Annotated in this window: 25 protein-coding genes; 8 read left to right on the top strand and 17 right to left on the bottom strand. The window is 58.1% G+C overall.

Annotated features, from left to right (window positions below):
* Together EIY71_RS19405 and EIY71_RS19400 are read right to left on the bottom strand one after the other, a co-directional pair.
* The coding region (locus EIY71_RS19405; protein ID WP_134022769.1) for a TIR domain-containing protein at nucleotides 1–610 on the bottom strand (610 nt) is incomplete at its 3' end.
* A 135-nt stretch (nucleotides 611–745) separates the two neighbouring features.
* Nucleotides 746–1405, bottom strand: coding sequence for a hypothetical protein (locus tag EIY71_RS19400; RefSeq protein ID WP_134022768.1), 660 nt, complete (start codon nucleotides 1403–1405; stop codon nucleotides 746–748).
* 171 nt (nucleotides 1406–1576) lie between these two features.
* Between EIY71_RS19400 and dusA the strand changes: the two genes are divergently transcribed.
* Together dusA and EIY71_RS19390 are read left to right on the top strand one after the other, a co-directional pair.
* Nucleotides 1577–2572 carry a tRNA dihydrouridine(20/20a) synthase DusA gene (gene dusA / locus EIY71_RS19395; protein WP_134022767.1) on the top strand — a complete coding sequence of 332 codons (996 nt, stop codon included), beginning with the start codon at nucleotides 1577–1579 and terminating at the stop codon, nucleotides 2570–2572.
* 75 nt (nucleotides 2573–2647) lie between these two features.
* On the top strand, nucleotides 2648–3028 hold the full coding sequence (locus tag EIY71_RS19390; RefSeq protein WP_166673438.1) for a DUF2388 domain-containing protein: 381 nt from the start codon (nucleotides 2648–2650) through the stop codon (nucleotides 3026–3028).
* On the opposite strand, the gene EIY71_RS19385 is transcribed toward EIY71_RS19390, so the two are convergent.
* Nucleotides 3029–3862 carry an undecaprenyl-diphosphate phosphatase gene (locus EIY71_RS19385; RefSeq protein WP_134022765.1) on the bottom strand — a complete coding sequence of 278 codons (834 nt, stop codon included), beginning with the start codon at nucleotides 3860–3862 and terminating at the stop codon, nucleotides 3029–3031.
* A 506-nt stretch (nucleotides 3863–4368) separates the two neighbouring features.
* Here EIY71_RS19385 and EIY71_RS19380 point away from each other — a divergent pair.
* The 3 genes from EIY71_RS19380 (at nucleotide 4369) to EIY71_RS19370 (ending at nucleotide 7837) form a co-directional block, all read left to right on the top strand.
* Entirely contained in the window at nucleotides 4369–5109 is a 741-nt protein-coding gene (locus tag EIY71_RS19380) for a winged helix-turn-helix domain-containing protein (protein ID WP_102718186.1), read from the top strand.
* A gap of 291 nt (nucleotides 5110–5400) precedes the next feature.
* Nucleotides 5401–6060 carry a helix-turn-helix domain-containing protein gene (locus EIY71_RS19375; protein ID WP_134022763.1) on the top strand — a complete coding sequence of 220 codons (660 nt, stop codon included), beginning with the start codon at nucleotides 5401–5403 and terminating at the stop codon, nucleotides 6058–6060.
* A gap of 382 nt (nucleotides 6061–6442) precedes the next feature.
* Nucleotides 6443–7837, top strand: a complete 1395-nt coding sequence (locus EIY71_RS19370; protein WP_134022761.1) for an undecaprenyl-phosphate glucose phosphotransferase — start codon at nucleotides 6443–6445, stop codon at nucleotides 7835–7837.
* A 362-nt stretch (nucleotides 7838–8199) separates the two neighbouring features.
* On the opposite strand, the gene EIY71_RS19365 is transcribed toward EIY71_RS19370, so the two are convergent.
* The 6 genes from EIY71_RS19365 to galE form a co-directional block, all read right to left on the bottom strand.
* A complete protein-coding gene (locus EIY71_RS19365; RefSeq protein ID WP_134022759.1) occupies nucleotides 8200–10278 on the bottom strand; it encodes a YjbH domain-containing protein in 2079 nt (692 codons plus the stop codon).
* Entirely contained in the window at nucleotides 10275–11039 is a 765-nt protein-coding gene (locus tag EIY71_RS19360) for a capsule biosynthesis GfcC family protein (protein WP_372239290.1), read from the bottom strand. Before EIY71_RS19360 ends, EIY71_RS19365 begins: the two co-directional genes overlap by 4 nt.
* Nucleotides 11036–11701, bottom strand: coding sequence for a YjbF family lipoprotein (locus EIY71_RS19355; protein ID WP_134022757.1), 666 nt, complete (start codon nucleotides 11699–11701; stop codon nucleotides 11036–11038). The genes EIY71_RS19360 and EIY71_RS19355 overlap by 4 nt, the downstream gene beginning before the upstream one ends.
* A gap of 11 nt (nucleotides 11702–11712) precedes the next feature.
* The gene (locus EIY71_RS19350; RefSeq protein WP_172829496.1) at nucleotides 11713–12828 is read right to left on the bottom strand and encodes a polysaccharide biosynthesis/export family protein; all 1116 of its coding nucleotides are present in this window, start codon (nucleotides 12826–12828) and stop codon (nucleotides 11713–11715) included.
* A gap of 90 nt (nucleotides 12829–12918) precedes the next feature.
* Nucleotides 12919–13155, bottom strand: coding sequence for a hypothetical protein (locus tag EIY71_RS19345; protein WP_003226528.1), 237 nt, complete (start codon nucleotides 13153–13155; stop codon nucleotides 12919–12921).
* Between the two features lie 227 nt (nucleotides 13156–13382).
* Nucleotides 13383–14399, bottom strand: coding sequence for a UDP-glucose 4-epimerase GalE (gene galE, locus EIY71_RS19340; protein ID WP_039772766.1), 1017 nt, complete (start codon nucleotides 14397–14399; stop codon nucleotides 13383–13385).
* A gap of 379 nt (nucleotides 14400–14778) precedes the next feature.
* Between galE and galU the strand changes: the two genes are divergently transcribed.
* Nucleotides 14779–15612, top strand: coding sequence for a UTP--glucose-1-phosphate uridylyltransferase GalU (galU, locus tag EIY71_RS19335; protein WP_011335161.1), 834 nt, complete (start codon nucleotides 14779–14781; stop codon nucleotides 15610–15612).
* Nucleotides 15613–15659: 47 nt separating this feature from the next.
* Complete coding sequence (locus EIY71_RS19330; protein ID WP_039772767.1) at nucleotides 15660–16067, top strand: mannose-1-phosphate guanylyltransferase; 408 nt, start codon at nucleotides 15660–15662, stop codon at nucleotides 16065–16067.
* A gap of 3 nt (nucleotides 16068–16070) precedes the next feature.
* Here the strand turns inward: EIY71_RS19330 and EIY71_RS19325 are convergent, their stop codons facing one another.
* Genes EIY71_RS19325 through EIY71_RS19290 form a run of 8 tightly spaced genes read right to left on the bottom strand, consistent with a single transcriptional unit; the run spans nucleotide 16071 to nucleotide 25557 of the window.
* Nucleotides 16071–17219 (bottom strand): SGNH/GDSL hydrolase family protein, encoded by a 1149-nt coding sequence (locus EIY71_RS19325; RefSeq protein ID WP_134022755.1) that lies wholly within the window; start codon nucleotides 17217–17219, stop codon nucleotides 16071–16073.
* A 12-nt stretch (nucleotides 17220–17231) separates the two neighbouring features.
* Nucleotides 17232–18275 carry an acyltransferase family protein gene (locus EIY71_RS19320; protein ID WP_134022753.1) on the bottom strand — a complete coding sequence of 348 codons (1044 nt, stop codon included), beginning with the start codon at nucleotides 18273–18275 and terminating at the stop codon, nucleotides 17232–17234.
* A 12-nt stretch (nucleotides 18276–18287) separates the two neighbouring features.
* Nucleotides 18288–19391, bottom strand: coding sequence for a hypothetical protein (locus EIY71_RS19315; protein WP_011335164.1), 1104 nt, complete (start codon nucleotides 19389–19391; stop codon nucleotides 18288–18290).
* Nucleotides 19382–20614 (bottom strand): phosphoribosylaminoimidazole carboxylase, encoded by a 1233-nt coding sequence (locus EIY71_RS19310; RefSeq protein WP_134022751.1) that lies wholly within the window; start codon nucleotides 20612–20614, stop codon nucleotides 19382–19384. The genes EIY71_RS19315 and EIY71_RS19310 overlap by 10 nt, the downstream gene beginning before the upstream one ends.
* Nucleotides 20611–21723: a polysaccharide pyruvyl transferase family protein gene (locus EIY71_RS19305; RefSeq protein WP_134022749.1), complete on the bottom strand. Its 1113-nt coding sequence runs from the start codon at nucleotides 21721–21723 to the stop codon at nucleotides 20611–20613. The genes EIY71_RS19310 and EIY71_RS19305 overlap by 4 nt, the downstream gene beginning before the upstream one ends.
* A 14-nt stretch (nucleotides 21724–21737) precedes the next feature.
* Nucleotides 21738–22814 (bottom strand): glycosyltransferase, encoded by a 1077-nt coding sequence (locus EIY71_RS19300; RefSeq protein WP_102718177.1) that lies wholly within the window; start codon nucleotides 22812–22814, stop codon nucleotides 21738–21740.
* A gap of 41 nt (nucleotides 22815–22855) precedes the next feature.
* On the bottom strand, nucleotides 22856–25078 hold the full coding sequence (locus EIY71_RS19295) for a polysaccharide biosynthesis tyrosine autokinase (RefSeq protein WP_134022747.1): 2223 nt from the start codon (nucleotides 25076–25078) through the stop codon (nucleotides 22856–22858).
* Nucleotides 25079–25116: 38 nt separating this feature from the next.
* Nucleotides 25117–25557, bottom strand: coding sequence for a low molecular weight protein-tyrosine-phosphatase (locus EIY71_RS19290; RefSeq protein ID WP_085748355.1), 441 nt, complete (start codon nucleotides 25555–25557; stop codon nucleotides 25117–25119).
* A 290-nt stretch (nucleotides 25558–25847) separates the two neighbouring features.
* Here EIY71_RS19290 and EIY71_RS19285 point away from each other — a divergent pair, with 290 nt between their 5' ends.
* Entirely contained in the window at nucleotides 25848–26792 is a 945-nt protein-coding gene (locus EIY71_RS19285; RefSeq protein ID WP_102718174.1) for a glycosyl hydrolase family 5, read from the top strand.
* Nucleotides 26793–26800: the final 8 nt, after the last annotated feature.

The raw sequence follows: 26800 nt of genomic DNA, 5'->3' as shown, positions 1-26800 counted from the left end.
AATACTCGTCTACAGCCCCAGCAGCGAACGACTTACCATTCTTTACTGCGTCCAGCGCCCGCCGGTGTGTCGCACTGGTTCCTAACGAAACTGTAGATGATTCGGTCAGAAATGCTGGGCGTGTGCCTATCTCTGGTTTTAGATGTAGAGGTTGATCATAATTCCATCTGAGCACTTGTTCAAAATTCTTCGAGTAGTTTTCAGCTTCGCTGAGGTCAATATATATTCGCTTTCCATAGAATGTAGGCAACCACGCTTTGCCATCTTCTTTCTCGGGAACTACGGCTACAAATTTTTCTTGCTTAGAGCTTTCATAGACTTTGGCTGAAATAATTTGGCTTTCCGTACCGACACCACCCGCTCGTCCATCTGCTTTGGTTGCGTAGGCCTTATCTGAAACAATGATGACTTTGGTAACACTCTCATCGGTCACCATGGACTCCATAAAACCGATGGAGTCATGTCCTTCTCTGAGGTCCCACTTGTCAAGTATCACATCAACACCAGACTCTCTCAGCTCGGTTGCTAATGTCATTACCCACTGCTGATGGTCAGGAGTCGACCAGCTGTACGAAATAAAAAGTCTTGGCGGTCGGTCGCTACTAATCATGAATTATCCTTAATAATGAAGGTAGGTAAGCTTGGCTTTGACAATGGGGCAGATTCATTTACCTCCCCCACACAAAAAAACTGAATCATCCCGTTCTCATCGCATCTAAGTGCTACGAAGTAATCAACCAACTCATTAAAACGACTCAACCGGCTTCTTAGCCTCAGCCAAAATTTTATTCGCCTCTAACCGCGGAAACGTAAACCGAATAATCATCCCCGAATCAGCCCCCTGCCCCACCATAACCAACTCAGCGGACCGAATATTTTCCGGCGCAGCAGCTAACGCACTAACAGCATTGGTCTGCCCTTTAGCGTTCAACCCTTCAAGAAACGTATAAGTCAGATTCCCAGACGCCAGACCAACCTGTTCAAAATTGGAAATCTTCGTCGTCAGCTCTTCAGTGCTTCTCGACTTTCTCGCGGTATCGAACATATCCAGGATGGACTTTTCATCGCTCATGGAAACCAGCGTGAATGATTTTGAAAGCCCCGCGATGGCTTTGACGTACAGGTTCTGATCAAACGAGCTGATGAGTGAAACCATCATCAGCTTGTCACCCGAGAAGATGAGCGCGACAGTGAATTTCTCTTCCAGGAAATCCACATCGTCGATGCATCTCGCGGTTCCGCCAACGTCTTCGGAGCAGTCGTAGTAACTGGCCGCTTCGGTGAATTTGGCGAGTGGGGTTTGGTAGACGTAGTTTTTGAACAGCTTTTCTTCGGCGAAAGCCCCTTGAGCGGAGGCAAGCAGAGCGCCGGCGACAAGTACAGATGATGCGAGTTTTTTCAGCATGGGATCCCTTCCTCACTCTTGTTGATAGCCCGATGCTATCAGTCCACTTCATGGCTGTCTTGCTTAATCCCACACTTGATGAGGTTGTATTTCCGCCGGATATCACTGAGCCCGAGCGGTCATTCCTGATAAACTCCCCCACCTCCCAGTCACACCGATTCCGTACCCCCAATGCCCTCAATCACCGCCACACCCGCCCCACTCTCCCGCCGTTTCTCCGTCGCGCCCATGATGGATTGGACTGACCGCCACTGCCGGTACTTCCTGCGCATCCTGTCGAAAAACGCCCTGCTCTACACCGAGATGGTCACCACCGGCGCTCTGCTCAACGGCGATCACGAGCGTTTCCTCCGTCACAACGAAGCCGAGCACCCTCTGGCCTTGCAGTTGGGCGGTAGTGTTCCACTGGACCTGGCCGCTTGCGCCCGTATGGCTCAGGAACACGGTTACGACGAGGTGAATCTGAACGTTGGCTGCCCGAGTGATCGGGTGCAGAACAATATGATCGGGGCGTGCCTGATGGGGCATCCGCAGTTGGTGGCGGATTGTGTGAAGGCGATGCGTGATGCGGTGTCGATTCCGGTGACGGTGAAGCATCGGATCGGGATTAATGGGCGGGACAGTTATGAGCAGCTGTGCGATTTCGTCGGCACGGTGCGGGATGCCGGGTGCACCAGTTTTACGGTGCATGCGCGGATTGCGATTCTGGAGGGGTTGTCGCCGAAGGAGAACCGAGACATTCCGCCGTTGCGTTATGACGTGGCGGCGCGGTTGAAGGCGGATTTTCCGGAGCTGGAGTTCATTCTGAACGGCGGGATCAAGACGATGGAGGCCTGCCATAAGCATTTGCAGACCTTTGACGGCGTGATGCTAGGGCGCGAGGCGTATCACAATCCGTATCTGCTGGCCGAGGTGGATCAGCAGTTGTTCGGCAGCAGCGCGCCGGTGATCAGCCGGGCCGAGGCGCTGGCGCAGTTGCGGCCTTATATAGCCGAGCATTTGCTGGCCGGCGGCGCGATGCATCACATCACCCGGCATGTGCTGGGCCTGGGCACCGGTTTTCCGGGGGCGCGCAAGTTTCGTCAGTTGTTGTCGGTGGATATTCACAAGGCCAAGGATCCGCTGGCGTTGCTGGATCAGGCGGCGGAGTTGCTGGCCGGGCGTTGATCGACGCTTGGAGCGTGTGGGCAACGAATGAGCGTTGCCCGGTGTTTTGCTGTACTGACAGGATGTCTTTTGGTTATGCCCGCGTTCAGCTGTGTTTTATTCAAGCGTTTCACCCTCCTCGCTTTACTCTCGACTCTCTATGCAAGCGCCTATGCATCCTGTGATTTTGCGAAGGGGTGCGGCAACGGGGAAAATGGCCCTTTTCAATCTACCCAAATGTCTGGTTTTCTGGTTTTCACGACGACGATGGTCACAGTCGACGGGATGTCGGACATTTCCGGACTGAAAAAACGTGTGTATTCGGTAGAGGAAATAGAAGCGGCACGTTATTTCCTCGCCAGTGACGGCATGCTGCAAGCCGCGTATTTCACCTCGGCGTTGCAGCGGTTTCGTCAGGATTCGCCCGACTCTGAATTGAATGACCTCGCCGTCGCTGCGCTGCTCAGCAGTCAGTAATCAGCTTGCCGCCGCAGCCGTCCAGTTCACCCAACCAAATTGCCAGGTGGCAAGGATCAGCAAGCCGAAGGCGATGCGGTACCAGGCGAAGGTGGCGTAGCTGTGGTTTGCAATGAACTTCAGAAGGCCGCGCACGGCGATCATCGCGAAGATGAATGCTACGACAAAGCCCAAGGCGAAGACCGGCAGGTCGCTGCTCTGGAACAGTTCGCGGTACTTGTAGCCGGAATACACTGCGGCACCGACCATGGTCGGCATTGCCAGAAAGAACGAGAACTCCGTGGCGGCCTTGCGTGACAGGCCGAACAGCAAACCGCCGATGATGGTGGAACCGGAGCGCGACGTGCCTGGAATCATCGCCAGGCACTGTACGCAACCGATCTTCAGCGCGTCGGCCCACTTCATGTCGTCCACATGGTCGACATTCACTACATGATCCCGCTGCTCGGCCCACAACATCACGATGCCGCCCACGACCAATGCAACCGCTACGGTGATCGGGTTGAACAGGTATTCATGAATCGTGTCGGCGAATAACACGCCGAGAATGACCGCCGGGAAAAAGGCGATCAGCAAATTGCGGGTAAAACGCTGGGCATTGCTTTGGGTCGGCAGGCCTTTGACGATCTCGAAGATCTTCGGGCGAAACTCCCAGACCACGGCCAGAATGGCGCCCAGTTGAATAATGATGTTGAACGCCATGGCGCGTTCGCCGCCGAACTCCAGCAAGTCGGCAACAATAATCTGGTGGCCCGTACTGGAAATGGGCAGGAACTCGGTCAGGCCTTCTACCGCCCCAAGAATCAGCACCTTGAACAAGGTCAGTAAATCCATTAATCCTCCGTCAGAGCGCTCTTTGCGGGCGCCCTGTTAAATGCATTCAGGCATTGAGTATCTGAAGTAAAACAATTGGCAGATGCACACCCATTGCCCGACTCGGGGACGGAGAATATGTCTTATCAAAAGCCACACTCAAGGCATGTTAATAAACGTCCGTGTGTGAACTTGTCGACGTTATAGCCAAAAGACAGGCCTCCCCATAAAATGTGACCCACCTCACACTGTTCTGATACGTATGCAGTTGAGTGATGGCCAAGGGACATAAAAACAGCTCGCGATAATTACAAAATAGTGGCACCATTCCATATTGCCACCATCTAACGGCCTCAATTCCGTTAGTTCACAGCCCCGAAAAAATCAACTAAAAGCTTGAATCGCTTAATTATTGTTAGAAAACTCGGGAGCCACGTCTAAAATTCGTCCAAATGTTACCAATTGTCAGTCACAGATGAGAACCGGTGCTTTAACATCCCGATGTCAGCACCTTTTCGAGTCAATGCATGATGCTCACAGGTAACTTAGCGACTAGAAGCCCGCGCCGCACAAGCGACGAACCAGGTGTTCTCACCCTGGGTCGTACCCGTGGCGTGGCTGAACACTTTAGCGCGCTAATCGCGAAGCATGTGCAGAGCGGTGTGGCTGTTGAAGCCGACGCCTACATTAGTTCATATCAGCACAACGAATATCACGGCCTGTATCGGGCGATCTTCATTATCATCGACAGCCCTCAGGCACTCGAAGATAACCTTGCCCTGGTGGAAAACCTGCGCAACGACAACTTGAAGCCGATTATTTGTGCAGTGATCACGGGGCGCGGCGCCCACAACAAGATCAAGTACTTTCTGGCCGGTGCCGACTTCTGTATCAAACTCAATACCTTGTCCGATGAAAGCGGCGAGCTGCTCGGCGAGTTCTTCAACAGTGAAGAATGGCAGCGCGATATCAATCTGGTGCTGGACCCCACCCGCATCTGCCTCTCGGATACCAGCAAGAAACTGGATATCTCCTTTGCCGAAATGAAGATCCTGCAAGCCTTTGCGCAGACCGGCAATCACATTCTCAGCCACGATGAAATCGCCAGCATCATGGGGCTGAACACCCAATTCTACGACCCTCGGGCGCTGGAAAAATCCATCAGCCGCTTGCGCGGGAAAATCAAGGACGTGTACGGTACGAACGCCATACAGAGCATTCGCGGGTATGGCTATCGTCTGATGAGGGGGTTGATCTCAACTCCTTGATTCAGGGAAAACACTCTTTTGCAGCATACGAGGGAACGTCTGATGCAACGCTTCAAACATCCGCTTTCTCATAGTTTTAACCGCGTCACACATCTAATAAAAAGCTGTCAATTGCATGAGCGCTGCAACACTTAAACATAACAATAAACCATTACTCTAACGCAGACCGAGTGGAACTTATCGAGGCCATCTTTGGGCCCAGACCCTGCCTGATCGATTAATTCCGAGGAAAACATTGCTCGCCTGCCATTATTTTTTCGCCAAATTTGGTGTGTACTTTAGGAGAGAGACATGGAAACCAGCACGACCCTCCCAAGAAAATACTTTGTTGTCGTGACTAACAGCTCAGCGTCGCAACGCGAACTCGAGAGCATTCTCTCCAGTGAGCGTTTCAATTCGTTTGGCACGTCTCAGGCACAAATGTTTATTGAAGGTGTTGCTTCGCCCTCTTCCACTCCGATGCTGATGGAGTTCACTTACCCACGCGGCACAAGGAAGCATGTCGCACCCAGCATTGAACATGATACCCAGCGCATATTGGCCACCCTCGAATCGGAATGGCTGGCAGCACAATCGGCGCATTCATTTCACAATTCCACGGCCATGTCCGAAAACCCCACTGACACTACCCGAACGATTAAATCCGACGCGCCCTGCACCGAAGCCTGGCATCTGGACAATGATCAGGGTGCATTGACCAAAGAAGGCGTCGAGATCAGTCTCACCGGGCTCGAAATCGCACTGGTCCGCAAGATGCTTCACCATGAAGAGCGTGTTGTCAGTCGCGACGATCTGATCCTCAGCATCGGCCGCGAGCCGGAGCAGTACCGGGGACTGGAAATGTGCCTGAGCCGTCTTCAAGACAAATTCAAGAACGCCAGCAACGGTGAACGATTGTTTCGTGCCGTGCGTAATCGCGGTTATTGCCTGATCCAGGAAGTTGTTGCCTAAACAACATCCCCCACTACAAGACAAACAGATACAAGTGCGATTACAAAAATAAAAAAGCACTCTGTTTGGTTTCACCCCTCCTTGGTTATACCCGCCTCCTGACCCCACCTACGATAGCAAACACAATATTGATTATTCACCCCCTGCCTTTCGACCTTTTCTAACGTTTGAATATTGGAAATTCAAATAAGTTGGCATTGTGCCATCTTGTTAGAACTCGTCAGACAGCATCCCCGACAATAACTTAGTCTATTGACTGACGACAGTTCCGCATTCCGGCGTTGTTACCTCAGGACACTGGCTCAAACAACAATAACAAGTCTGCTTAACAACTCGGTTTTCTACTGTCGAAACCTGAATGGACGTCTTTTGGGGATATCGTATGGATCTTTCTCTTCGTATCAATCGAAACACCGGCCTCAAGGGACTGACCTTTTGGGGCCAATGGGCGCTGGCACAGAGTTTCATTGTTTCCCTGTTGTTCATACTGGCCGAACAGCACACTGGCACCGTCGAGTTCTACTATCGGATGTGCACGATCCTGGCGGTACTGGCCTCGGTGCCGGCTTATACCTTCAGCGGCGCGTATCGAAAGCGAGACAATTATCTGACCGGGCTGGGTCGACTGTTCATGGGCTGGTTCATGACCATGGCCGGGCTGGCGTTCATCGCCTTCATCTGCAAGGCCGATGCGCTGTTCTCCCGCCAAGTCATCCTTGAGTGGGCGGTGTACGGTTTCCTCGGTCAGGCGCTGCTGTACGCACCGCTGCATGCGTTCTCGAAGTTCTACCAGCGGTCGCGCAAAAGCGAACACAAGACCCTGATCGTCGGCACCGGCGAACTGGCGTTGGGTCTGGCGAAGAAGTTGAGCCAGCACGAAAACCTGCCGCTGGTCGGTCTGGTCAGCAACGGCGATACCCCGTCGCTGGAAGCGGACGCCCCGCGCGTTGTCGGCGCTCAGGACGAACTGCTCGAGCTGATCCAGAACCACGACATCCGCCGCCTGTACATCACGCTGCCACTGTCGGAAGCCGCCAAGATCGAGGCGATGTATGTGGACTTGCTGGATGCCAACGTTGACGTTGTCTGGGTGCCGGATCTGAACAGCCTGACACTGCTTAATCACTCGGTGAAAGTCGTGGATGGCCTGCCGGCGATCTACCTCAACGAAAGCCCGTTGACCAGCCGCCCGACCGCTGCGCTGAGCAAAAGCCTGGTGGAAAAAGCCGTCGCCCTGCTGGCCATCATCCTGTTGAGCCCGGTGCTGCTGGCCGTGGCGTTGGCGGTGAAGCTCAACTCGCCAGGCCCGGTGTTCTTCAAGCAGGATCGCCATGGCTGGAACGGCAAGGTGATCAAGGTCTGGAAATTCCGCTCGATGCGCGTGCACGATGACCGTGACGTCAAGCAGGCCAGCCGCAACGATTCGCGCATTACCGCGGTCGGTCGCTTTATCCGTCGCACTTCGCTGGACGAGCTGCCGCAACTGTTCAACGTGCTGCAAGGGCACATGGCACTGGTCGGCCCACGCCCGCACGCCGTGGCGCACAACAACTACTACTCGGGCAAGATCCTCGCCTACATGGCCCGCCACCGAATCAAACCGGGCATCACCGGCCTGGCACAGATCAGCGGTTGCCGGGGTGAGACGGACACCCTCGACAAAATGGAAAAGCGTGTCGAGATCGACCTGAAGTACATCAACAACTGGTCGCTGTGGCTGGATGTGAAGATCCTGGTGAAGACGCCGTTCACCCTGTTGTCGAAGGATATTTACTGAGACGCAGGGCTTGAGAAGGCAACACCGCAAGGGGACGAAAGTCCCCTTTTTTGTGGGCGGGATTTGGGGGTTGGCGGAGGGCTCTGCGGCCAAGGAGAGTCTGATGTTTTGATGTCGGCTGAGCGGACGCCTTCGCGGGCAAGCCCGCTCCCACAAGTTTCGAGGAGTGGCGAAGATTACGGCATCACCTAAAAACCTGTGGGAGCGGGCTTGCCCGCGAAGGCGCCGGATCATTCAACATCAGGTTTGAACCTGGAACACACCAACTCCCACAGCAATCACGGCTGCATCAAGATCACCCTTCACCACAAACCAAAACGGGAGCCATCAGGCTCCCGCTTTAACTGTCCTTCCCCCCGAACCTACTCGGTAATCTTCCCGAAGTTGCGGTAGAACATGTCCCCTTCCCGACTATCCGTCATGGAGTGCAGCTGGAAGCTGCGATTGAGCCGCGCGCCACCGTCACGGGTCAGCGGCGCCCACACCAGGTTGGCGCGGCGCATGGTCGACATGCTCATCATTTCGTCGAACGGAATCGACAGGTACAGCCCCTTGTCGAAACTACCCTCGCCATACTCGGCGCTGCCGGCAGTGGTGATCGTCGCCCAGGCGCCAAAGCGCACGCCGTTGAAGAACTCGCGGGAGATGTCCACCGTGCCGCCAAAGTCGCCCGCCAGATAACGGCCGACGCTGACCGCGGCCAGCGTGTCGAACGGCAGGTCTGTGTAGCCGGTGATGTGGCCGGTCCAGACCGAGTAATCCTGCAGGCCGAAACCCTGGTCGAATTCACGCTGACGCACGTAGTTCAGATCCGCACCGATCGACCAGCGCTTGCCGGTCGGACGAAACAGCACCTCACCCCCGACCCCGGCGAACATCGACTCCAGATAACCGCCGTAGACCATGCCGTACAAATCCTTGTCCAGTTGCTCGGCGTGGCTGACCTGAAACAGCGGCATGGTGGTGTCCGACGTGGTCAGGTACTGACGCAAGTCGGTGCGCACGCGCGGCAGGCCGCTGGGGGCGTCGTAGGTGAACTTGTCGAAGTTGTTGATCAGGTTCTGACTGAGCAGACCGTTCCACCAGGTGTTGCGGTTGAAGCGGTACTCGGCGTCCAGATCCGCCGTGAACTGATAGAGCAAACCATCGGGGCCGCCGACGTTCTGTTTGAAGCCCAGGCCGACGCCGTAATTGAAGTGCTGCGGCGCTTCGGTGTAGAGGGTTTTCTCGTTGCGCGGCATCGCCGGATTGATCTCGGTGGTGCGGTGCAGCGATTCCAGCGGCTCTTCGTTGTTGATCACTTCGCGGAAGGTCTGCCGGGGCACGCTGGTTTCTTCCAGCGGCAGGTCGTAGCGCTTGTTGACCACGGTGAACCAGTCGATGTCGTCGTTGACGCTGTTATCGAGAATCCGGCTCGCGCGGCCGACGGCTTTGGGCGAATGGAAATAACGCTGCTGCTCGCCGTACACGATCAGTTCGGAATCGCGCTGGGTGATGCGCTCGACCTTGTAACCGGCGTTCTGCTGCAAGCGGCGCGACACGTCGGCCCAGTTGACCTCATCCATCGTCGTGCTCGGCGCCTTCGCCGGCAGCGGTTCGGCCGGTGGGTCGAAGGTCTTGGCCGGGGCCTTGCGGCTGACGAAGTTGGTGTGGAACGTTATGCCGAACATCGCCGTGTTGCCGCGCTCCCAGGCTGCGCTCAGATCGACGGAATCGGTCACCTTGAACACCGCACCGAGGTTGATCGGCGAGTCCTGCTTGATGATGTTGTCCTTGGGCTCGTGCTTGTAGTCGTTGCCTTCGTATTCGAGCTTCAGGCTGAGACGGTCCCAGGGCGTCTGGTAACTCACACCGCCGAAAAACGATGGCTTGCCGCGAAAGTACGAGCCGGCGTTGACGTCACCGGTGCCTTCCAGATCAGGGCGAGTGTTGAAGCGGTCACTGATCGAACCCAACGGGTTGTCGACATCGCCGCGATTACCGATGTAACCCCAGGCGATGCCGGCGCTGAAATCGAAATTGTCCCAGCGCTTGTTGGCCACGAAGAATTCACTGGCAAACAGACCGGTACCACCGATGTCTCGAAAGCCCAGCGCCACTTCCGGCGCCCAGTGGCTTTCCTGCCACAGCCGGACCTTGGCGTCGACCGCCTTGTCCTTATAGCTCTGGCTGCCGCTCAGCGCTTCGGAACCGTACGGACGGTTGGTGATGGCGGTGTAGCGAAACGAACCTTCCAGCCAGTCGAGCGGCTGCAACGAAACGCTGTATCGGCTGTACGGTTCAGTGCGGTTGGCGTTGACGCTCAACTCACCGGCGGGCGACATGCGCGCGGTCGGGGTCTGCAACAGACCGACGCCGCCGAAGTCATTCTGGGTAATCCGAGGCTCGGCATGCACCAGGCCACACGGCAATAACAACACAGCTGCAAAACGCAAATTCAACGAACCACCTCAGCCAACTGCGTGGCAATCAATTCGGCCAACTGCTGATTCAGTTCAGGGACAGGCGGATCCAGATCATCGTTTTTTACCGGCACCAGAATCTTGCTGCCGGCCACGGGCATCTGCCCGCTCTCGCGGTTCCAGTGGGCGATGCCGACCCGCCGCGATTCGCCGTTGGGCTGGATCAGCCACAGATAATCGGCATCGGCGTCCGCCGTCAGCAACGTGCAGCCCTGCAGGTATTCACGGGCCTCCTGCAACGGCTGATAAGGCAGGCGGCACGGCTCGGCGACCGCGCCCAGCACTTCGACTTCGTCGACCCGTTTCGGGTAGATCAGTTGATCGCCATCGTCGAGGCGGATGTTGCGGGCGAAGCCGACTTCCACCGCCACCGGATCGAGATCGGCGATCTGCCGCCCGGTCACCGGCATCTGCCGGACCTGCTCGGCCAGGCGCTGGGCCAGCGCCGCACGACTCGGCTTGTCGAACAGCATCGCCATGCGTTGCAGCACATCCAGATCGAACAGCACGCCGACCTTGAGCCGCGTCTGTTCCTCCAGCAATGACTGACGCAACAGAACGCCCGCCAGCCAATAACCTTCGGCATTCGGTACAGCCTCGCCGATCACATCGTGCAAACGTCCGCCCGCCGGCAATTCGATCGGGCCCGGATTGGCGACATCACCGCTGACAATGACCGCGGCCTCGCTGACACCGGCAAGCAACATCAGGCACGCCGAGAGCGCTCTGAGCCGCTTCACGGGAGATGCCTGCGGTCAGGGGTCAGTTGCACGATCCTGACCCGCAACTGCGAGGTCAGTTGCTGTTCACTCTGCACAATGAAACCGTCCACCGGATCGACCCAGTAACGGTTGGTTGCGCGCAGGCCGATGGCTGGCGCGTCAATCTGCTCATCGACACGCAGCACGGTGTATTCCTTGTCGAGAATCTCGAGGGTTTCCAGGGATTTTCGGGAGAAGCGGCTGTTGAGGATGATCCCGACTTCCTGGCCCTTGTAGAGGTCGATCCAGCGGCGGCTGGTGTAGCCATCGGTGATGCGATGCAGGCCCTGTTTGAACGGCGAGTCATCGGACAGGCGCGTGCCGTCCAGATCGCCCTCCACGCCCAGGCCCACAGTGCGCATGGCCAGGCCGTCGCGCATCAGCAGCACCTGCTTGCCGGAGGCGACCCAGAACTGCAGGTCCTCGCGCTCGCGCACCAGCGCCAGCACCCCGGAGCCGGACGGTGTGGTCAGTTTGAGTTGGGGATACTTGACCCCCGCGACCTGCTCCGCCGACACATCGAGTTCATCCGGCCCGATGACGGCGGACTTGAGGTTGTTCAACGAAGCGCTCATCAGCGGATTGCAGCCACTGAGCAACACGGCCGCCATCAGGCACACGCCCACTTTCAACGTTTTCACAGTCGGCGGCCTTATTTGCTGTTGTTACTGTATTCGCTCCAGTTCTTCGCAGCGGAAGCCCCGGTCCCGACAATCGATGCCGACGGCACCAACTGGCTGATCAGGCGATTCCAGCGAGTCACGTTGGCAGGCCCGACATAGACCACGTCCTGAGGCCGCACTTCGAAGTGCGAGGCGAGCGCCATGGCGGTCGGCGATTCGGCTTCCAGCTGATAGATTTTCGCCGGCTCGACGTCGAGGTTTTCCACCCCGCGAATCACATACACGGCGTTGCCGTTGGAGGTGGTCTGGCTCAAGCCACCGACCGACCCGAGCACGTCGGACAGGTTCATGGTGGCGGTCTTGAAACTCAGCGCACGGGGCTGGTTGACCTCGCCCATCACGTAGATGCGCTTGTTGTCGTTGTACGGCAGATACAGCTGATCGCCTCCCTTGAGGTAGACGTTCTGCAATTCGGAATCCTGCTGATTGAGGGCGTCGAGATTGAGCGGATAGACCCGCCCGTTGCGCGTCAGCATCAGCCCGGACAAGTCGGCATTGTTGGTATCGACACCGGCCGAACCGAGGGCTTCGACCACGCTCAGCGGGTTGGTCGAAATCGCCTGGGGACCGGCCTTGGTTACAGCGCCCGAGACCACGACTTTCTGGCTGGCGAAACGCAACACCGCGACATCCACTTGCGGCTCGGCAATGAACGCCGAGAGGCGTTGCTCGATGTCCGAACGCAGTTGCTGGATGGTTTTGCCGGCGGCCTGAACTTCTTTGATGTACGGGTAATACAACGTGCCGTCGGAGCGCACCAGACGGCCGTTGGCGTCGATCTGCTGCTGCGCACCCGAAGGGGCCGTCAGCTCGGGGTGATCCCAGACCGTGATGTACAGCACATCGTTGCTGCCGATGCGGTATTCGGCCGGGGTCGCCAACAACTCTGCCGGCACCGACTCACGCTTGTACGTGGCGCGGTTCATGGCGATGAGTTTGGGGGTGATCGGAATGAGCTCGACCCGGCTGCTTTCGCTGGCGCCCTGGCGCGTGATGCTACTGGTGCTCAGGTACTGGCCGGGGGAGAACATGCAACCTTGCAAAGCGATACTTGCCAACAATAAAAGAGAAAAACGACGGGTCATAATGGCACTACGCTATTCAAGGGCGAATCCAAAAACAAAGTCACCCGACTTTCGTCGGGCGACCCTGTACTGCACCAACAGATACTTCAGTTAGTTGTGCGTGCCGGTTGTACCCGTGGTACCGGTGGTACCCGTTGTACCGCCGTTGGCACTTCCACCACTGTTGGACGCCGCTACAGCACTGGCGACCATGGCAGTACTGGCAGCAGGCGCTGTAGAAGCCGCGACACTGCCAGATACATTGGTCACTGCTGTAAGCGGCGCTTCAGCTGCGGAGGCCCAGTTGCTCAACATCGTCAACAGGGCGATCGCCATCACTTTCTTCATATCAACTCCTTTCTAACATTGCACCTGAACATCGGGTGTTGGTTAGAGGTGGTAGAGTTCAAGTCGCAAAAAGCGCGAACAAGATCCGTTGTTCTTTCACAGTCTTACGCAACTGATAAAAGTCGAACGGCAGGTTTATATCTACGGACTTGCAAAAGGCATTGCCAGTCTAATTTCCCGACGATATCTAACAACCTGACTGAAACTAACATTGCACTAAAACGCCATCATCCCTGATAACCCCGGGGATGATTCGATTGCCAGCGCCAGGTGTCGGTGACCATGTCCTGCAAGTTGCGCGTGGCTTTCCAGCCGAGTTCCTTCGCCGCCTTCGAAGCGTCGGCCCAGCTCTCGGCAATATCCCCGGAACGCCGTGGCATTACCCGGTAAGGCACCGGCTGCCCGCAGGCCTGCTCGAAGGCCCGCAGCACCTGCAACACGCTGTAGCCGTCGCCGGTGCCGAGGTTCCAGGTATGAATGCCAGTGCGGTCGGCGATGGTTTGCAGGGCTTTCAAGTGCCCGTCCGCCAGGTCGACGACGTGGATGTAATCACGCACGCCGGTGCCGTCGACCGTCGGGTAATCGTCGCCGAAGATCGACAACTCCTTGAGGCTGCCGACCGCCACCTGGCTGATGTAAGGCACCAGATTGTTCGGAATACCGTTGGGATCTTCGCCCATCTGGCCGCTGTGATGCGCGCCGATCGGGTTGAAGTAGCGCAGCAGCGCGATGCTCCAGCGCGGTTCGGACTGGCACAGGTCGCGCAGCACGTTCTCGACGATCAGCTTGGACTGGCCGTAGGGATTGGTCGGAGTGCCGGTCGGGAAGTCCTCGCGGATTGGCATCTGCGCCGGCTCGCCGTAGACCGTGGCGGACGAGCTGAACACCAGCCGGAACACCCCCGCCGCTGCCATCGCCTGGCACAGCGTGATGCTGCCGCTGACGTTGGTTTCGTAGTATTCGAGCGGCTTGCGCACGCTCTCGCCCACGGCCTTGAGCCCGGCGAAGTGCAGCACGGCATCGATGGCGTGCTGCTGGAAAATCCGGTCCAGCAGGGCCCGGTCACAGACATCCCCGCGAATCATCAGCGCACTTTTGCCGCAAATGGCTTCCACCGCGTGCAAGGCGGCGTCGCTGCTGTTGCAAAGATTATCCAGAACTACAACTTCATAACCTGCTTCAAGTAGTGCAAGTGTGGTGTGCGAGCCGATATAGCCGGCGCCACCCGTTACCAGAATCTTCATAGCGCGGTCCATAGTGGGAAAAGTGCCAACTCGCGTGTCAAGCGCTGTTTGTTTAATGTGTGTCTTGATTCACACAAACAGCGCGACAACAACCAGAAACAAAAACAGTTCAATCACTGGCTATAAATATTTTTACAAGCCAAACTGTATTGCCTGGTACTTATTAGCACTCCCGCGCATTCATCACTATCAACGGATGCCGACTAAAAATAACCAATAACTGCAAAACCGACATCTCATAACATTGTCGTGTTTTACACTCATTGCTATTTGCCACTCATCTCCCGAGTCAGGTATTAAAGTACAGCTTCAATAACTTGCAACCTTTCGTTATTGCAATAAACGATGGCAGTGCGCCATGAATGACCAGGAAACTTTTATGATCCGTAAATGTTTGTTCCCCGCTGCCGGTTATGGCACGCGTTTCTTGCCGGCCACCAAAGCCATGCCCAAGGAAATGCTGCCGATCGTCAACAAGCCGTTGATCGAATACGCCGTTGAAGAAGCACGGGACGCCGGCCTGCAACACATGGCCATCGTCACCGGCCGGGGCAAGCGCGCACTGGAAGACCACTTCGACATCAGCTACGAACTCGAACACCAGATTCGTGGCACCGAGAAAGAGAAGTTCCTGGCCGGCACTCGTGAGCTGATCGACACCTGCACCTTCTCCTACACCCGTCAGGTGGAAATGAAAGGCCTGGGCCACGCGATTCTCAGCGGTCGCCCGTTGATCGGCGACGAGCCCTTCGCTGTGGTTCTCGCGGACGACCTGTGCCTGAACCTCGAAGGCGACGGCGTGCTCACGCAGATGATCGAGCTGTACAAGAAATTCCGCTGCTCGATCGTCGCCATCCAGGAAGTCCCGCGCGACCAGACCCACAAGTACGGCGTGATCGCCGGCGAGGCAATTTCCGAGGGCATCTACCGGGTCAACCACATGGTGGAAAAACCAGCCCCGCAGGACGCACCGTCGAACCTGGCGATCATCGGCCGCTACATCCTCACGCCGGACATCTTCGACCTGATCGCCGACACCGAGCCGGGCAAGGGCGGCGAAATCCAGATCACCGACGCCCTGATGAAACAGGCGCAGAACGGTTGCGTGCTGGCCTACAAATTCAAGGGCCTACGCTTCGACTGCGGCGACGCCGAGGGTTACCTGCAGGCGACCAACTTCTGCTACGAAAACGTTTACCTGAAGGGCCGCTGAGCGGCCCCCACTGATCCATCGCAGCACGCACAGCCAACGAGGCAACCATGAACATTGCACAACATTCCGCAGAGATTGAACGTGAGGTGGACAACCTCGGGGTGATGAGCTGGTTATCCCGCCATCAGCCATTGCCCAGCGCCAATGGCCCGTGGCTGGGCACCCTGCTGCTGGTCGACCGCCTCGGCGTGTTTCCCTCGTCCGGGGACATACGCCGACCGATGCGCGATCCCTACCCCCTGCTCGCCCACCTGAAACGGATTTACGGCGAACAGGCGCTGGAGGTCGATGACCGCGACGGCCTGAAGATGATCTTCAGCGACTGGCGTTTTCGGGTGCGGATCTGCTGCAACGACCCGGCGATCATCGTCAACGTGGAAACCCGTTGCGTGACGCAGTTGATGCCGCAGAAAACCGCAGAACTGCTGAGCCATCTGGATCTGTTCGACAACTGACGGCTACTTCGAAGTCTCGCCACAGCTGTCCTGTGGCGAGACTTTTTGCTGTCCGCCCACGACCCAACGATAGAAGTAATCGGCAATCACCCGCCCGCCCGTGGCCGGCAGCGGATGAATCTTGTCCGGCCCGATCATGGCCGCTGCGTAGCGTTTGACGTCGGTGCCGAACGCGCATTGCAGATTGGCGTAACCCAGATGCTGCGCACGGGCCCAGGGCTCGATGACCTGCGCATAAGCCGACATCGGATAGGCGCTGGAGCGGGTGGTGTCCTGACGCAGGATCAGGTTGATGCTTGCCGCCGGTTGAATCTCGCGGAGCATGCCGACCAGCCCCTCAACATTGTGCAGATACTGCTCAGGCTTCACGCCAAAACCCTGATCGTTGCCACCGAGCATGATCAGGTAAATATCTGCGGGGATCTTCGACACCACGGCTTTCCACTGCGCCTGCCAGCGCGCATCGTCGTGATAGAAATCAGCGGATGCCGCGCCGGACGCCGCCAGTTTCGAGACCCGAACCCCGTTCTGATCGTTGCTCAGCCACAGACCGAACAGGGTCGGCGCGCCTTTCACCACTTCCAGCCTGAACGCCCAATCGGTCGCGGCCGACGTACCGGGCAGCGGGACTTCCTGTACGCCCTCGCCCGCGAGTTTCAACGGCTGCCAGTCGGCGGAGGGTGACCAGCGATAACGCAACTCACTGGGCTCACCGTTGCCGAGGTAAAGCAGTTTCGCCTGAGTGACGGCGGTATTGATGGCGGGCGTCGGGCTGGCCTCGACTTGCAGCCAGGCGCCGGGGTGGCCGGTCACCGTGCGGCTGTCGGGGCTGGCCTGGCCGAGGCCGGAGACTTGCCAGCCGCCGCCGAAGTATTTTTCGCTGCTGCGGGTGTACTTGAAATGCGTGCCGCCGAGCGCTGCGCCGTGATTGAACCCGACATACCCCGGCCCGGCAAACCCGACCTCCCCGGCCACGCGTTGCACCAGTTTGTTCAGGTAGAAATCCTGCCCGGCGCTGTAGCTGTCACCGATCACCGAGATCGACAACACCTTGCCGGCCTTGCCTTCGCGCCACTGGCCAAACCGCTCGCGGGCGTCACCGACCTGCACCACCGACGCCGCCACTGGCGGCACCTCATCAACAGCCAGCATGAATCGCTTCCTTCATCCGTTCTGCGCCACCGGTGCAATGGTCGCCGCCGGTTTCTTTTTAGTCGCCGCACGTTCGCCGAGAAACAACACTGAAGTGAAGTTGAACCGACTGAAAATCATCGACAACACCACCGGCCCGAGCAAACCACACGTCAAACCGCAGAACACCAGCACGCTTTCGTCTTTCACACCCAGGCGGCCGAGGATCGAACGCGACGTAGCGGCGAACAATACGTGAAACAGGAAAATCGCGTAGGAGTAACCGCCAAGCCAAGTCAGCGTCTTTGAGCGCATGTCACTCGACAGTAACGCGATGCAGGATACGCAGCCCACCGTCAGGCCGATCAGGCTGCGGCGGTCGACAATCAGCTCGCGATCCACCGCCGCCACGTACAGCAGCGTCAGCGAGATCAGCACAAACACAAGCGGGCCGATCACCTTGAACGTCTGCTTCAGCTCGCTGACTTTCTCCTGGCCGATCATGCCCGCCACGAAGAACGGCAGCAGATAAATCGCCCCGTTGATGCCGAACGCATCCACGGGAAACGGCGGCAACAGGAACACCGCCGCCGCGAAGGCGAACAACAGGTACAGGCGCGTCGGTGTACGCAGCAACCCGCGCCATTCCAGCAGGCCGACGAACATGAAAATGATGAACACCGCCTGCAAGAACCAGAAGTGGTTGATCGGCACATAGAACGACAACAGCGCATCCATCACGCTGACGTCCTTGTTCACCCCCGGCCCCACCGCCTGCAACACCGAGAACGGCACGCCCACGCAAAACAGCGGCACGATCAGCCGCCGCACCTTGCCGCTGAAGAACGCGGAAAAGTCATTGCCGCGAATCTTGTAGAGGGAATAGATGTAGCCGGAGATGAAGGTGAACAGCGGCATGCGCACGTACACCATCGAATCGGCGATCACCCGGAACGGCGAGCCGATGTCGATTTTCAAACCACCGCCCAACGGCCCGATCACGTGATAGAGCACCAGCAACAGGCACGCCAGGCCACGCAGGGTTTCGATCTCCAGGGACTTTTTCTTGCTCGACATAAAGCACCCGCCTCAATTCAGAATTCTTGATTCAACCTTCACCGGCTTGTTCGCCCGCAGCATCAGACCCAGACCCACGAACAGCACCGGCACCACCATCGAAAAGTGCCGGGCGAACGAACCGAAATCCGGCTCGAACAAGCCCTGAACCAACAGAAACGCCAGCGGAATCGCGATCAGTTCCTTGGGTTTGGTCTGGATCGGCGCGCCCTTGTAATCGGTCGAGGTGATGACTTTGAACAGCAGCAGTGCGGTCATGATCATCAACGCGACGAAGATCACCTGACCCGGCCCGGACAGCAGGATCAGCTCAACGGGGAACGACAAGCGGAAGAAAATGATCATCGAGTCCAGGGCCTGCGAGACGAAGTCGCTGCCGCTGAGCCACGAGACGATCAGCGATTTGGAACCCTCCTCGCCCGCCGTGCGCAGTTCGTTGTTGCTGGCGCGAATCGATGACACCGGAAAGCCCAGCGCCAGCTGAATCGCCATGGCAACCGCGAGATAGAACAGGAACAGCATCAGGAAGAAGGTCGTGCGCGAGACGTATTTCTTCATCACGCAGACGCCGACCCAGGACAGCGAAAACAGAATCCAGTAAGGCCGGATCAGCACGCCGTAGATCACCGCCGAGAGGAAAAATCCGCCGCGATATTTGCGCGTCAGCGAGCTGAACAGAATGCTCAGTACCGCCACCGACACAATGATTTCCTTGGTCAGGTTTTCCAGGAAAAACGAACGCACGATGCCCCACAGGCACAAAGTTCCGAAGATGGTCAGCGGCATGCGCCGGAACACCACCACGGGAATCGCCGTGAGGAAAAAATTGCAGAACATCCCGTAGGCCCAGGCGTTGGTCAGGTTGATCCCGGTGGGCCGCAGCAGAAACGCCGAACACTCATAGGACGAGCGATCCGGCGAGAACGGGTTCCAGAAATTACAGTTGTCGGCCCGGGCATAGGACGACCACAGGGTCATCGCGTCCGGGCCCGGATCGCGCGGCACCAGCAGCGGCATCGCCACCGACAGAAACAGCCCGGTGAACAGGATCAGGAACGACAGCGACGAATCCAGACGACGACCACGAAACTCGATGCACGGCAGTTTCAGGCCCATGACACGACAGCCTTTTTCGCCCGCGTGGCACGGGTCAGCAGCGCAATCACGCCGAGCTGCACGATGATCGCAAACACGTTGCCCCAAGCCGCGCCGTAGATCGACCAGTGCTTGATCAGCAGGTAACTGACCGGCGCTGAAACCAACAGACAAATGGCCGCGCTGGCGAGGGATACCCGACTGTTTTTCGAAGCGATCAACCCGCCCCAGACGATGTCGCCAATGGCACGCAGGGCGAAGGAGAAAATCAGCACGCCGAGGATGCCGTTGTCCGGACGCGGAACGCTGGTGGCGACGTAATCGAGCACCACGTTGAAGAACAGATAAATGCCCACCGCGACCGCCGCCGACACCGCCAGCGAACGCGCGACCCACTTGTTCACGAACAACTGCCGGACCGTGAACGGTTGCTGATCGGCCTGATAACGCTTGGCAAGCAGCGGAATGCCGACCACCGCCACCACCGCGTAGGACAGCGCCTGCAAGGTGTTGGCCGCCGACCACGCGTACACGTATTTACCGAGGCTGGCGTAGGGTTCGAGGTCGATGATCAGAAAGCGCTCGGCGTACTGACTCAGGGCGATCAGACCCGTGCCGAGGTAAAACGGCAACCCGGCTTTCCACACGGCCGCCGTCGCCAGGGTTCCCTCTTCGCGCCCGCGATGAACATTCACCACGATCAGGTAACCGGCGACGATCACCAGTACGTTGGCGATGACCCACAGCCACAGCACGCTGGCGATTGCGGACACCCAGCCGAGCGCCATGCCGCCCACGGCCAGCAGCGCCCAGAGCCCGGTTTTGATGAAAAACAGCAGCGCACCCGCCGTGGCTTTCTGCGCGGAAAACACGAACGAGTTGATCTCGAACGACAGGTGTTCGGTGAGCAGCACCAGCGTCACGCAGGCGATCAGCGCAGCCGTCGCTTGCACCGACTGGAACAGTGAATAAATCACCACCGTCAGCACCGACAACGCCAGGCCCACGGCCAGGTACAGCAGCAGCACCTTGTCCACGACCCGTCGCGAACTGCCGCCCACGCTGATCAGCCGATTGATCTCGGAACTGAATCCGACGCTGTAGAACTTCGACGCGATCAACGACGCCGCGACCACCACGCCGTAAAAACCCAGCGCCTCGTAACCGAGGTAATGGGTGATGGCGAGCACCAGCAAGAACTTCGCGCCCAGTGCCCCGCCCCGCAGCAACAGCCGGAATATCATCGAATGACGCCCTTGATGATGTCGTCCATGGCCACGGTTTTCGCCTCGATCTCGCGGCAGGTGTCGGTCAGGCGTTTGCCGAAACTCGACAGCGCGTCCGGCGCGTAAACCGTGTCGATGATGGTGTCGACATTGATGTCGCCGCCGTTGATGACCCAATCCTCGACGCCCATGTCCTGATAGGCGCCGAAGCCTTTGCGTTCGTAGCTGATGTGATACGCCGGGACACCCGAGAGCAGTGATTCGATCGCGCCGTGCAGGCGCACGGAAATCACCAGGTCCGGTTGGTATTTGGCCAGCGTTGCCTTCAGCGGCAACAGATCTTCGGTGATGCCCAGTTCGCGATAGAACGCGCCGTCATCATTACCGCGCACGGCGCTCTGTACGGCGCAGACCACTTTGCTTTTGTTCTTCAAGCGCTGCAGCAGCACCTTCAGGTTGGCCACGTAGGCGAGCTTCTTTTCCTTGCTCCACGCCGGCGGCTTGCGCAGTACCACGCACACCGTGGCCGGCGTCGAGGCGCAGCGGGTGAACTTGGGTTGCTGAAGGATCTTGCCGGCCAGCGCCTGCACCGCGAGGTCCGGTGCGCGGTAGACATTTTCACAGGCATCGAACAGCGCCGAGGAACGGTTATCGCGCACGAACACCGCGTCGGCGCTGGCGTAATGGCCGACGATCTTGTCGCTGTCGCCGTGGAACGGCCCGATGCTTTGCGGCAGGTACACCGACGGCACTTTGCTGAGGATCGCGGTTTCCAGCTGCTTGGCGTGGCCGAGTTTCAGCTTGATGTGCTCGAAGGCACTTTTGGAGCGCATGTAGCCGCCGCCGACACCGACGATCAGATCGGTTTTCTTCAACAGATCCGCCAACCCGGCGTAGGACTGATTGAGAAACACCGCCTGTTTGACTCGGCCCAAACCCTTGGCCGCCATCACCGGCGCGTCGAAACGCGGGTGCGGCAGGTACTTGAAAGAGTCCGGATCGGACGCCACGACGCTGATCGCGGTGTCTTCGCCAAAGTTGCGCTGCACCAGCGCAATGGCCAGATCGACCAGCAGACCATCGCCGGAATTGGAGGCACTGTAGCCATGCAAAATCGTTACGTTCATGAGCGGAGTTCTACTTAATAAGAGGGAGCGGAATACACGTCGTAGGTCTGGCGGATCATCAACGCGGCGCTGAAACGCTCGCGGACGATGCGCCGACCTTCGATGCCGAGAGCCGACAACGCAGGCTTCTGGATTTTCTTCAGGCGCTCGGCCAGCGCCTGGTGATCACCGGCGGGGAACACGTAACCGGACACACCATGGGTGACCAATTCGGGCAACGACGTGCAGTCGCTGGCAATCACCGGCAGGCCCAGCGCCATGCCTTCCAGCGGCACCATGGCAAAGCCTTCCCAGCGGCTCGGCACGATCAGCGCATCGGCTTTCTGATACAGCGCGTGCACTTCGGTTGGCGTCACCCAGGGCAGGTATTCCACCCCGTCCAGCGGCGGACATTCGACGACGTCCTCGTTCACCGCACTGCCCACCACCGTCAGTTTCAGGTCGCTGCGTTTTGCTTCGCTGTAGGCCTTGAGCAACACGTCGAAGCCTTTCTGGTAGTCGAGGCGACCGACGAACAGCAGATGAATCGGTGCCGGATCGTTGGCCTTGCGTTCTTCATGCTTGTGATCGATGCCGTTGTAGATCAGCGTCATGCGCTTGCGCTCGATGCCAAACTTCGCGGCCTTGTCCAGTTCGAACTGGCTGACGCAAATGATCTTGTCCGTGACCTTCTGCAGCACCCGCTCGATCCACGCATAGACTTTCTGCTTGATCGGCGAGCTTTCCATCAGGAACGAAAACGCATGGGGGCAGTAGACGATTTTCGGCTTGCGCCACGGCCGCAGGAGCACGCACACGCAACGGCCGATCACCCCGGAAAAGGTGCTGTGCAGATGCACCACATCGGGTTTTTCCTTGAGCAGGACCCGCGCCAGTTGCCAGGCAAAACGCAGCAGCGACGGCACATTCCGCCCGCTTCGGGCGAAGGTGCGGATCTGCTGTGCATCGATGCCGTGCAGTTCTTTCTTCTGGTCGAGCGGGACCAGATACACCAGCTCATAGCGCCCGTCTTCCGGAGCCGCCGAAATCGTGCGGATGACCGTCGCCACCCCGCCTTTGATCGTTTCCGCCACGTGCAGTATTTTTTTCACAACCCACCCACTTTCATGCCTGTAAGGACCGTCGCTGAATTTCAGGACTGGTCGGACGCGTATTCGTAGTTGTAATAGCTGCCGTTGCCGTAATAGCTGGCCGCACGCTTCTCGACGCCGTTGAACACCGCGCCCTTCAACTCGATACCGTTCTGGGCGAAACGACGGATCGTCATTTCGATTTCCTTGGCCGGGTTCACCCCGAACCGCGCTACGATCAGGCTGATGCCGGCTTCGCGACCGACAATCGCCGCATCGGTCACGGCCAGCAGCGGTGGCGTGTCGATGATCACCACGTCATAGCGCTCGCTGAGTTGCGCCAGCAGTTCGCGGAAATTGGCGTGCATCAACAGTTCGGAAGGGTTGGGCGGAACCTGGCCACGGCTGATGAAGTGCAGGTTGTCGACTTCGACCTTGTTGATCGCCTGATCGAGGGTGCAGCGCTTGACCAGCAGATCGGACAGGCCGTTGGTGATCGGCGTGTTCAGCGTCTTGTGCAGATGCCCTTTGCGCATGTCGGCGTCGATCAGCACCACGCGTTGCCCGCTCTGCGCCATGACCGCTGCGAGGTTGGAAGAGACGAAGGTCTTGCCGACCTGCGGGCTCGGGCCGGAAATCATGATGCGGTTGTTGGTCGAATCCAGCGCCGCGAAGTGCAGGCAGGTGCGCAGGCTGCGGATCGATTCGATGGACAGGTCCGTCGGGTTGCGCAGGGCCAGCAGATACGCCGGCGTGTCCGCCGCGACTTTGGCCCGGACTTTTTTGCTGTCCTCTTCCTGTTGCAGAGCGCTGTAGGGAATCGACGCGTAGACCGGCAAGCCGAGCTGCTCGATGCCTTCCGGCCCTTCCAAGCCCTTGCTCAGGGATTTGCGCAACAGCACCAGCGCCACGCCGACGAAGGCGCCGAGGAAGGTGGCGATCAACACGATCAGGGCTTTTTTCGGTTTGACCGGGCTGGTCAGGTCGACGTCCGCCGTATCCACCAGGCGCACGTTACCCACGGCACCGGCGCGAATGATGTCCAGCTCCTGGGATTTGTTGAGCAACTGGGTGTAGATCTGCGAAGCGACTTCGACATCGCGGGTCAGGTTGAGCAGTTCCTGCTGCGTGGCCGGCAGGTCCTGAACCTTGCCTTCCAGCGAGCGCTGCTGTTGGGTCAGTTCACCGATCTGGGTCATCAGCGCGCGGTAGGCCGGGTGCTGTTTGGTGAACTTGCGATCCATCTCCGCCTGTTGCAGTTTCAGCTCGGAAATCCGCGTTTCGAGCGCCACGGACTGGCCGAGCACCGATTGGGTTTCCATGGAGATGTTCACGGTCTTGCCGTGGGTCTGGTAGGCGTTGAGCGCATCGCTGGCCTTGGCCAGGTCACGCTTGACCTGCGGCAACTGGCTTTGCAGGAAGGCCAGGCTTTGCGCCGCTTCGGCGGAGGTGCGGCGCACGTTCTGATCGACGTACAGCGCGGCGATCTTGTTGAGGATCTTCACCGCTTCGGCGGCGTCGCTGCTGGCCAGGGCCAGACGGATGATGCCCGACTCCTTGCCTTGCTCGGAGATGTCCAGCGCGTCCTGATAACCCTGGATGGTCACGATTCGTGGGTAGCGCACCACTTCGAAACGGGTTCCGGGATTGGCCAACAGTTGCGCGACCTGCCCTTCTACGCCGTCCTGGGCGAAGGCTTCGCCCGCCACGCCTTCTACCAACAGGTTGTCGTTGTCGTCCAACAGCTGAAAGCGATGTTGTTCGCCGGCAATCAGGGTGAGTTTCTTGCCCAGCAGTTCCTTGGGCAGATTGAGCTTCGCAAACTCCAGACGCTCACCGCCCCAGGCGTAGCTGCTCAGGCCGAAACGCGGCGGCGCGACGCTGAGTTCGGTCTCACCGCGATAGCGCCGGGAGAGAAAGCCGCCGATCAGTGGAAAGGTGTTGGGGGTGACGTCGATATCCAGGCGCAGATCGTCGACCGTCTTGCCGATCACTGCGCGGGATTTGATGATGCCGATTTCGGTCACCGACGGCGATTGCCCGCCGAGCATGCTGTTGAGGTCGGAAAAACCGAGCATGTCGTTCTTTTTCGGTTCGACCTGCACCAGCGCGTTGGCCAGATACACCGGCGTGGCCAAAATCGCATAGGCCACACCGGTCATCATGAACGCGCCGGTGAACGCACCGATCAACCACTTCTGATCGATCAGGCTGCCGAAGATGCCGAGAAGATCAATACTGTCTTGATCGTTGTCGCGGGTGCCGATTACTGACGGTAACTGCATAAGTCTTTCTTACCATTCACTGAACTGAAGAATATTCATCAACGCGCCAGGCGTTGCGCCCATGAGCTAACAGCATCTTCAATCAATGCATGGGCATGAATAAAAGCGGCTTGCCCCTGACGATACGGGTCCTGTATTTCTCGTTCGCTCTGCCACTTGCCCAGCAGAAACACTTTGCCCCTGGCGTGAGAGGCAATCTTCAGTACTTGATTAACATGTTGTTTTTCCATGACCAGAATCAGGTCTGATTCATTGACGATGTCCGCTGTCAGTTGCCGCGCCGTGAACCCTTCGGCACTGTGTCCGCGGTCTTCCAGCACCTGGCGCGCGGTCGACTCCATGCCTTCGCCGACCCGCGCAGACAGGCCTGCGGAGGTCACGCTGATCGCCGAAGGTGTCAGTGCATTGCGCAACAGAAGTTCCGCTGTCGGACTTCGGCAGATATTGCCTACGCAAACGACAAGAATCTTTTTGAACAAGGTTTACTTTCCCGTGTAATGTCAATCGGCCAACATGCCTTGCACATTCGAATGAACCCGCAAGACCTTCCTTCACTCGGAAATAGATTCACCCTTAATACCGATGCATTAAGTACCACGGCCTCTAAAAGTCCCCCAACCAGAATTACCGGACTAAAAATAACTGTGATTTTCGGGCGAAAGTTTTCCGACAAAAAATAACATTCGTGCACTTAGCATCTTTATTGCCCTCGAAACCTGTGTAACGAGATAACCCTTCGCTAGATGTCATTCTCATCAGGAGAGCCGACATGAAATCAGCACATCTCAAACATCTTGGTGCCGCCGCCCTGTTGATGCTCAGTGCTACCGCGCAGGTTCACGCCAGCACGTTGTTCCCGTCACTGCCCGCCAGAACCATCGGCGTTCAGGTCAAGATCCAGAACTTCACCCCGGCCGACGCCGAGCAGATCAAGGCGGCGGGATTCAGTTTCGTGCGCTTCGGCGTGTGGAGCGACAGCCTCGGCGCCAAGGCCTATCAGAAACAGATCAGCGATGCGTTCGCGGCGGCGAGGTCCGCCGGCTTGCCGGTCTTGATGACTGTGCGCGCCACCAAGCCGTTGACCGGCGACCTGACAACCGCCGGTGAAGCGTTCGCCAACGCGGTGAGCGGGCTTGAGCAAGCATGGAGCACACAACTGGTGGGGATCGAAATCTGGAACGAGCCGGATCTCGACACCTACTGGCCCACCGGAGACTTCAAAAACACCTTCGTGCCGTTCATGACGGCCATGTGCAAGACGCTGCAGGGCAAACCGCAATCGACGCCTCTGGTAGGCTTCGGTTTTGCCCGCCCGCCGACGGCCGGTTCCGCCTCGACCGTGGCACTCAACAGCATTCTCGGCACCTATCCTGAGTGCCTGGACGCCATTTCCTACCACCCCTACGGCATGACCGCGACACAGATTATTAACGCGCAGAACTTCATTCAGCAAAACTTCCGTCTGCCGGGCGTCATCAGTGAATGGGGCATCTCGGCGCTCGCTTCAAACGGTGGGCCGGAAGGGCAAGCCAGTAAAATCTCTGCGTTCATCGCGGATGTTAAAAAACTCAACATTCCGCTGACGTCGATTTATGAATGGAAGAACAGCGAGTCGGGGAGCAACGACCGGGAGAAGAATTTCGGCCTGCTGACCTCCGATGGCCAGCCGAAACCGGCACAGGCGGCGGTCTCGACGCATTTGAACGCCGATTAAGCCGTACA

Origin of the sequence: Pseudomonas sp. CH235, assembly GCF_004368175.1 — a bacterium.
In the GTDB taxonomy this organism is placed as follows: Bacteria; Pseudomonadota; Gammaproteobacteria; order Pseudomonadales; family Pseudomonadaceae; genus Aquipseudomonas; species Aquipseudomonas paraglycinae.
Note: the sequence above shows the minus strand (reverse complement) of the source record. Positions and strands in the feature narration are given on the sequence as shown.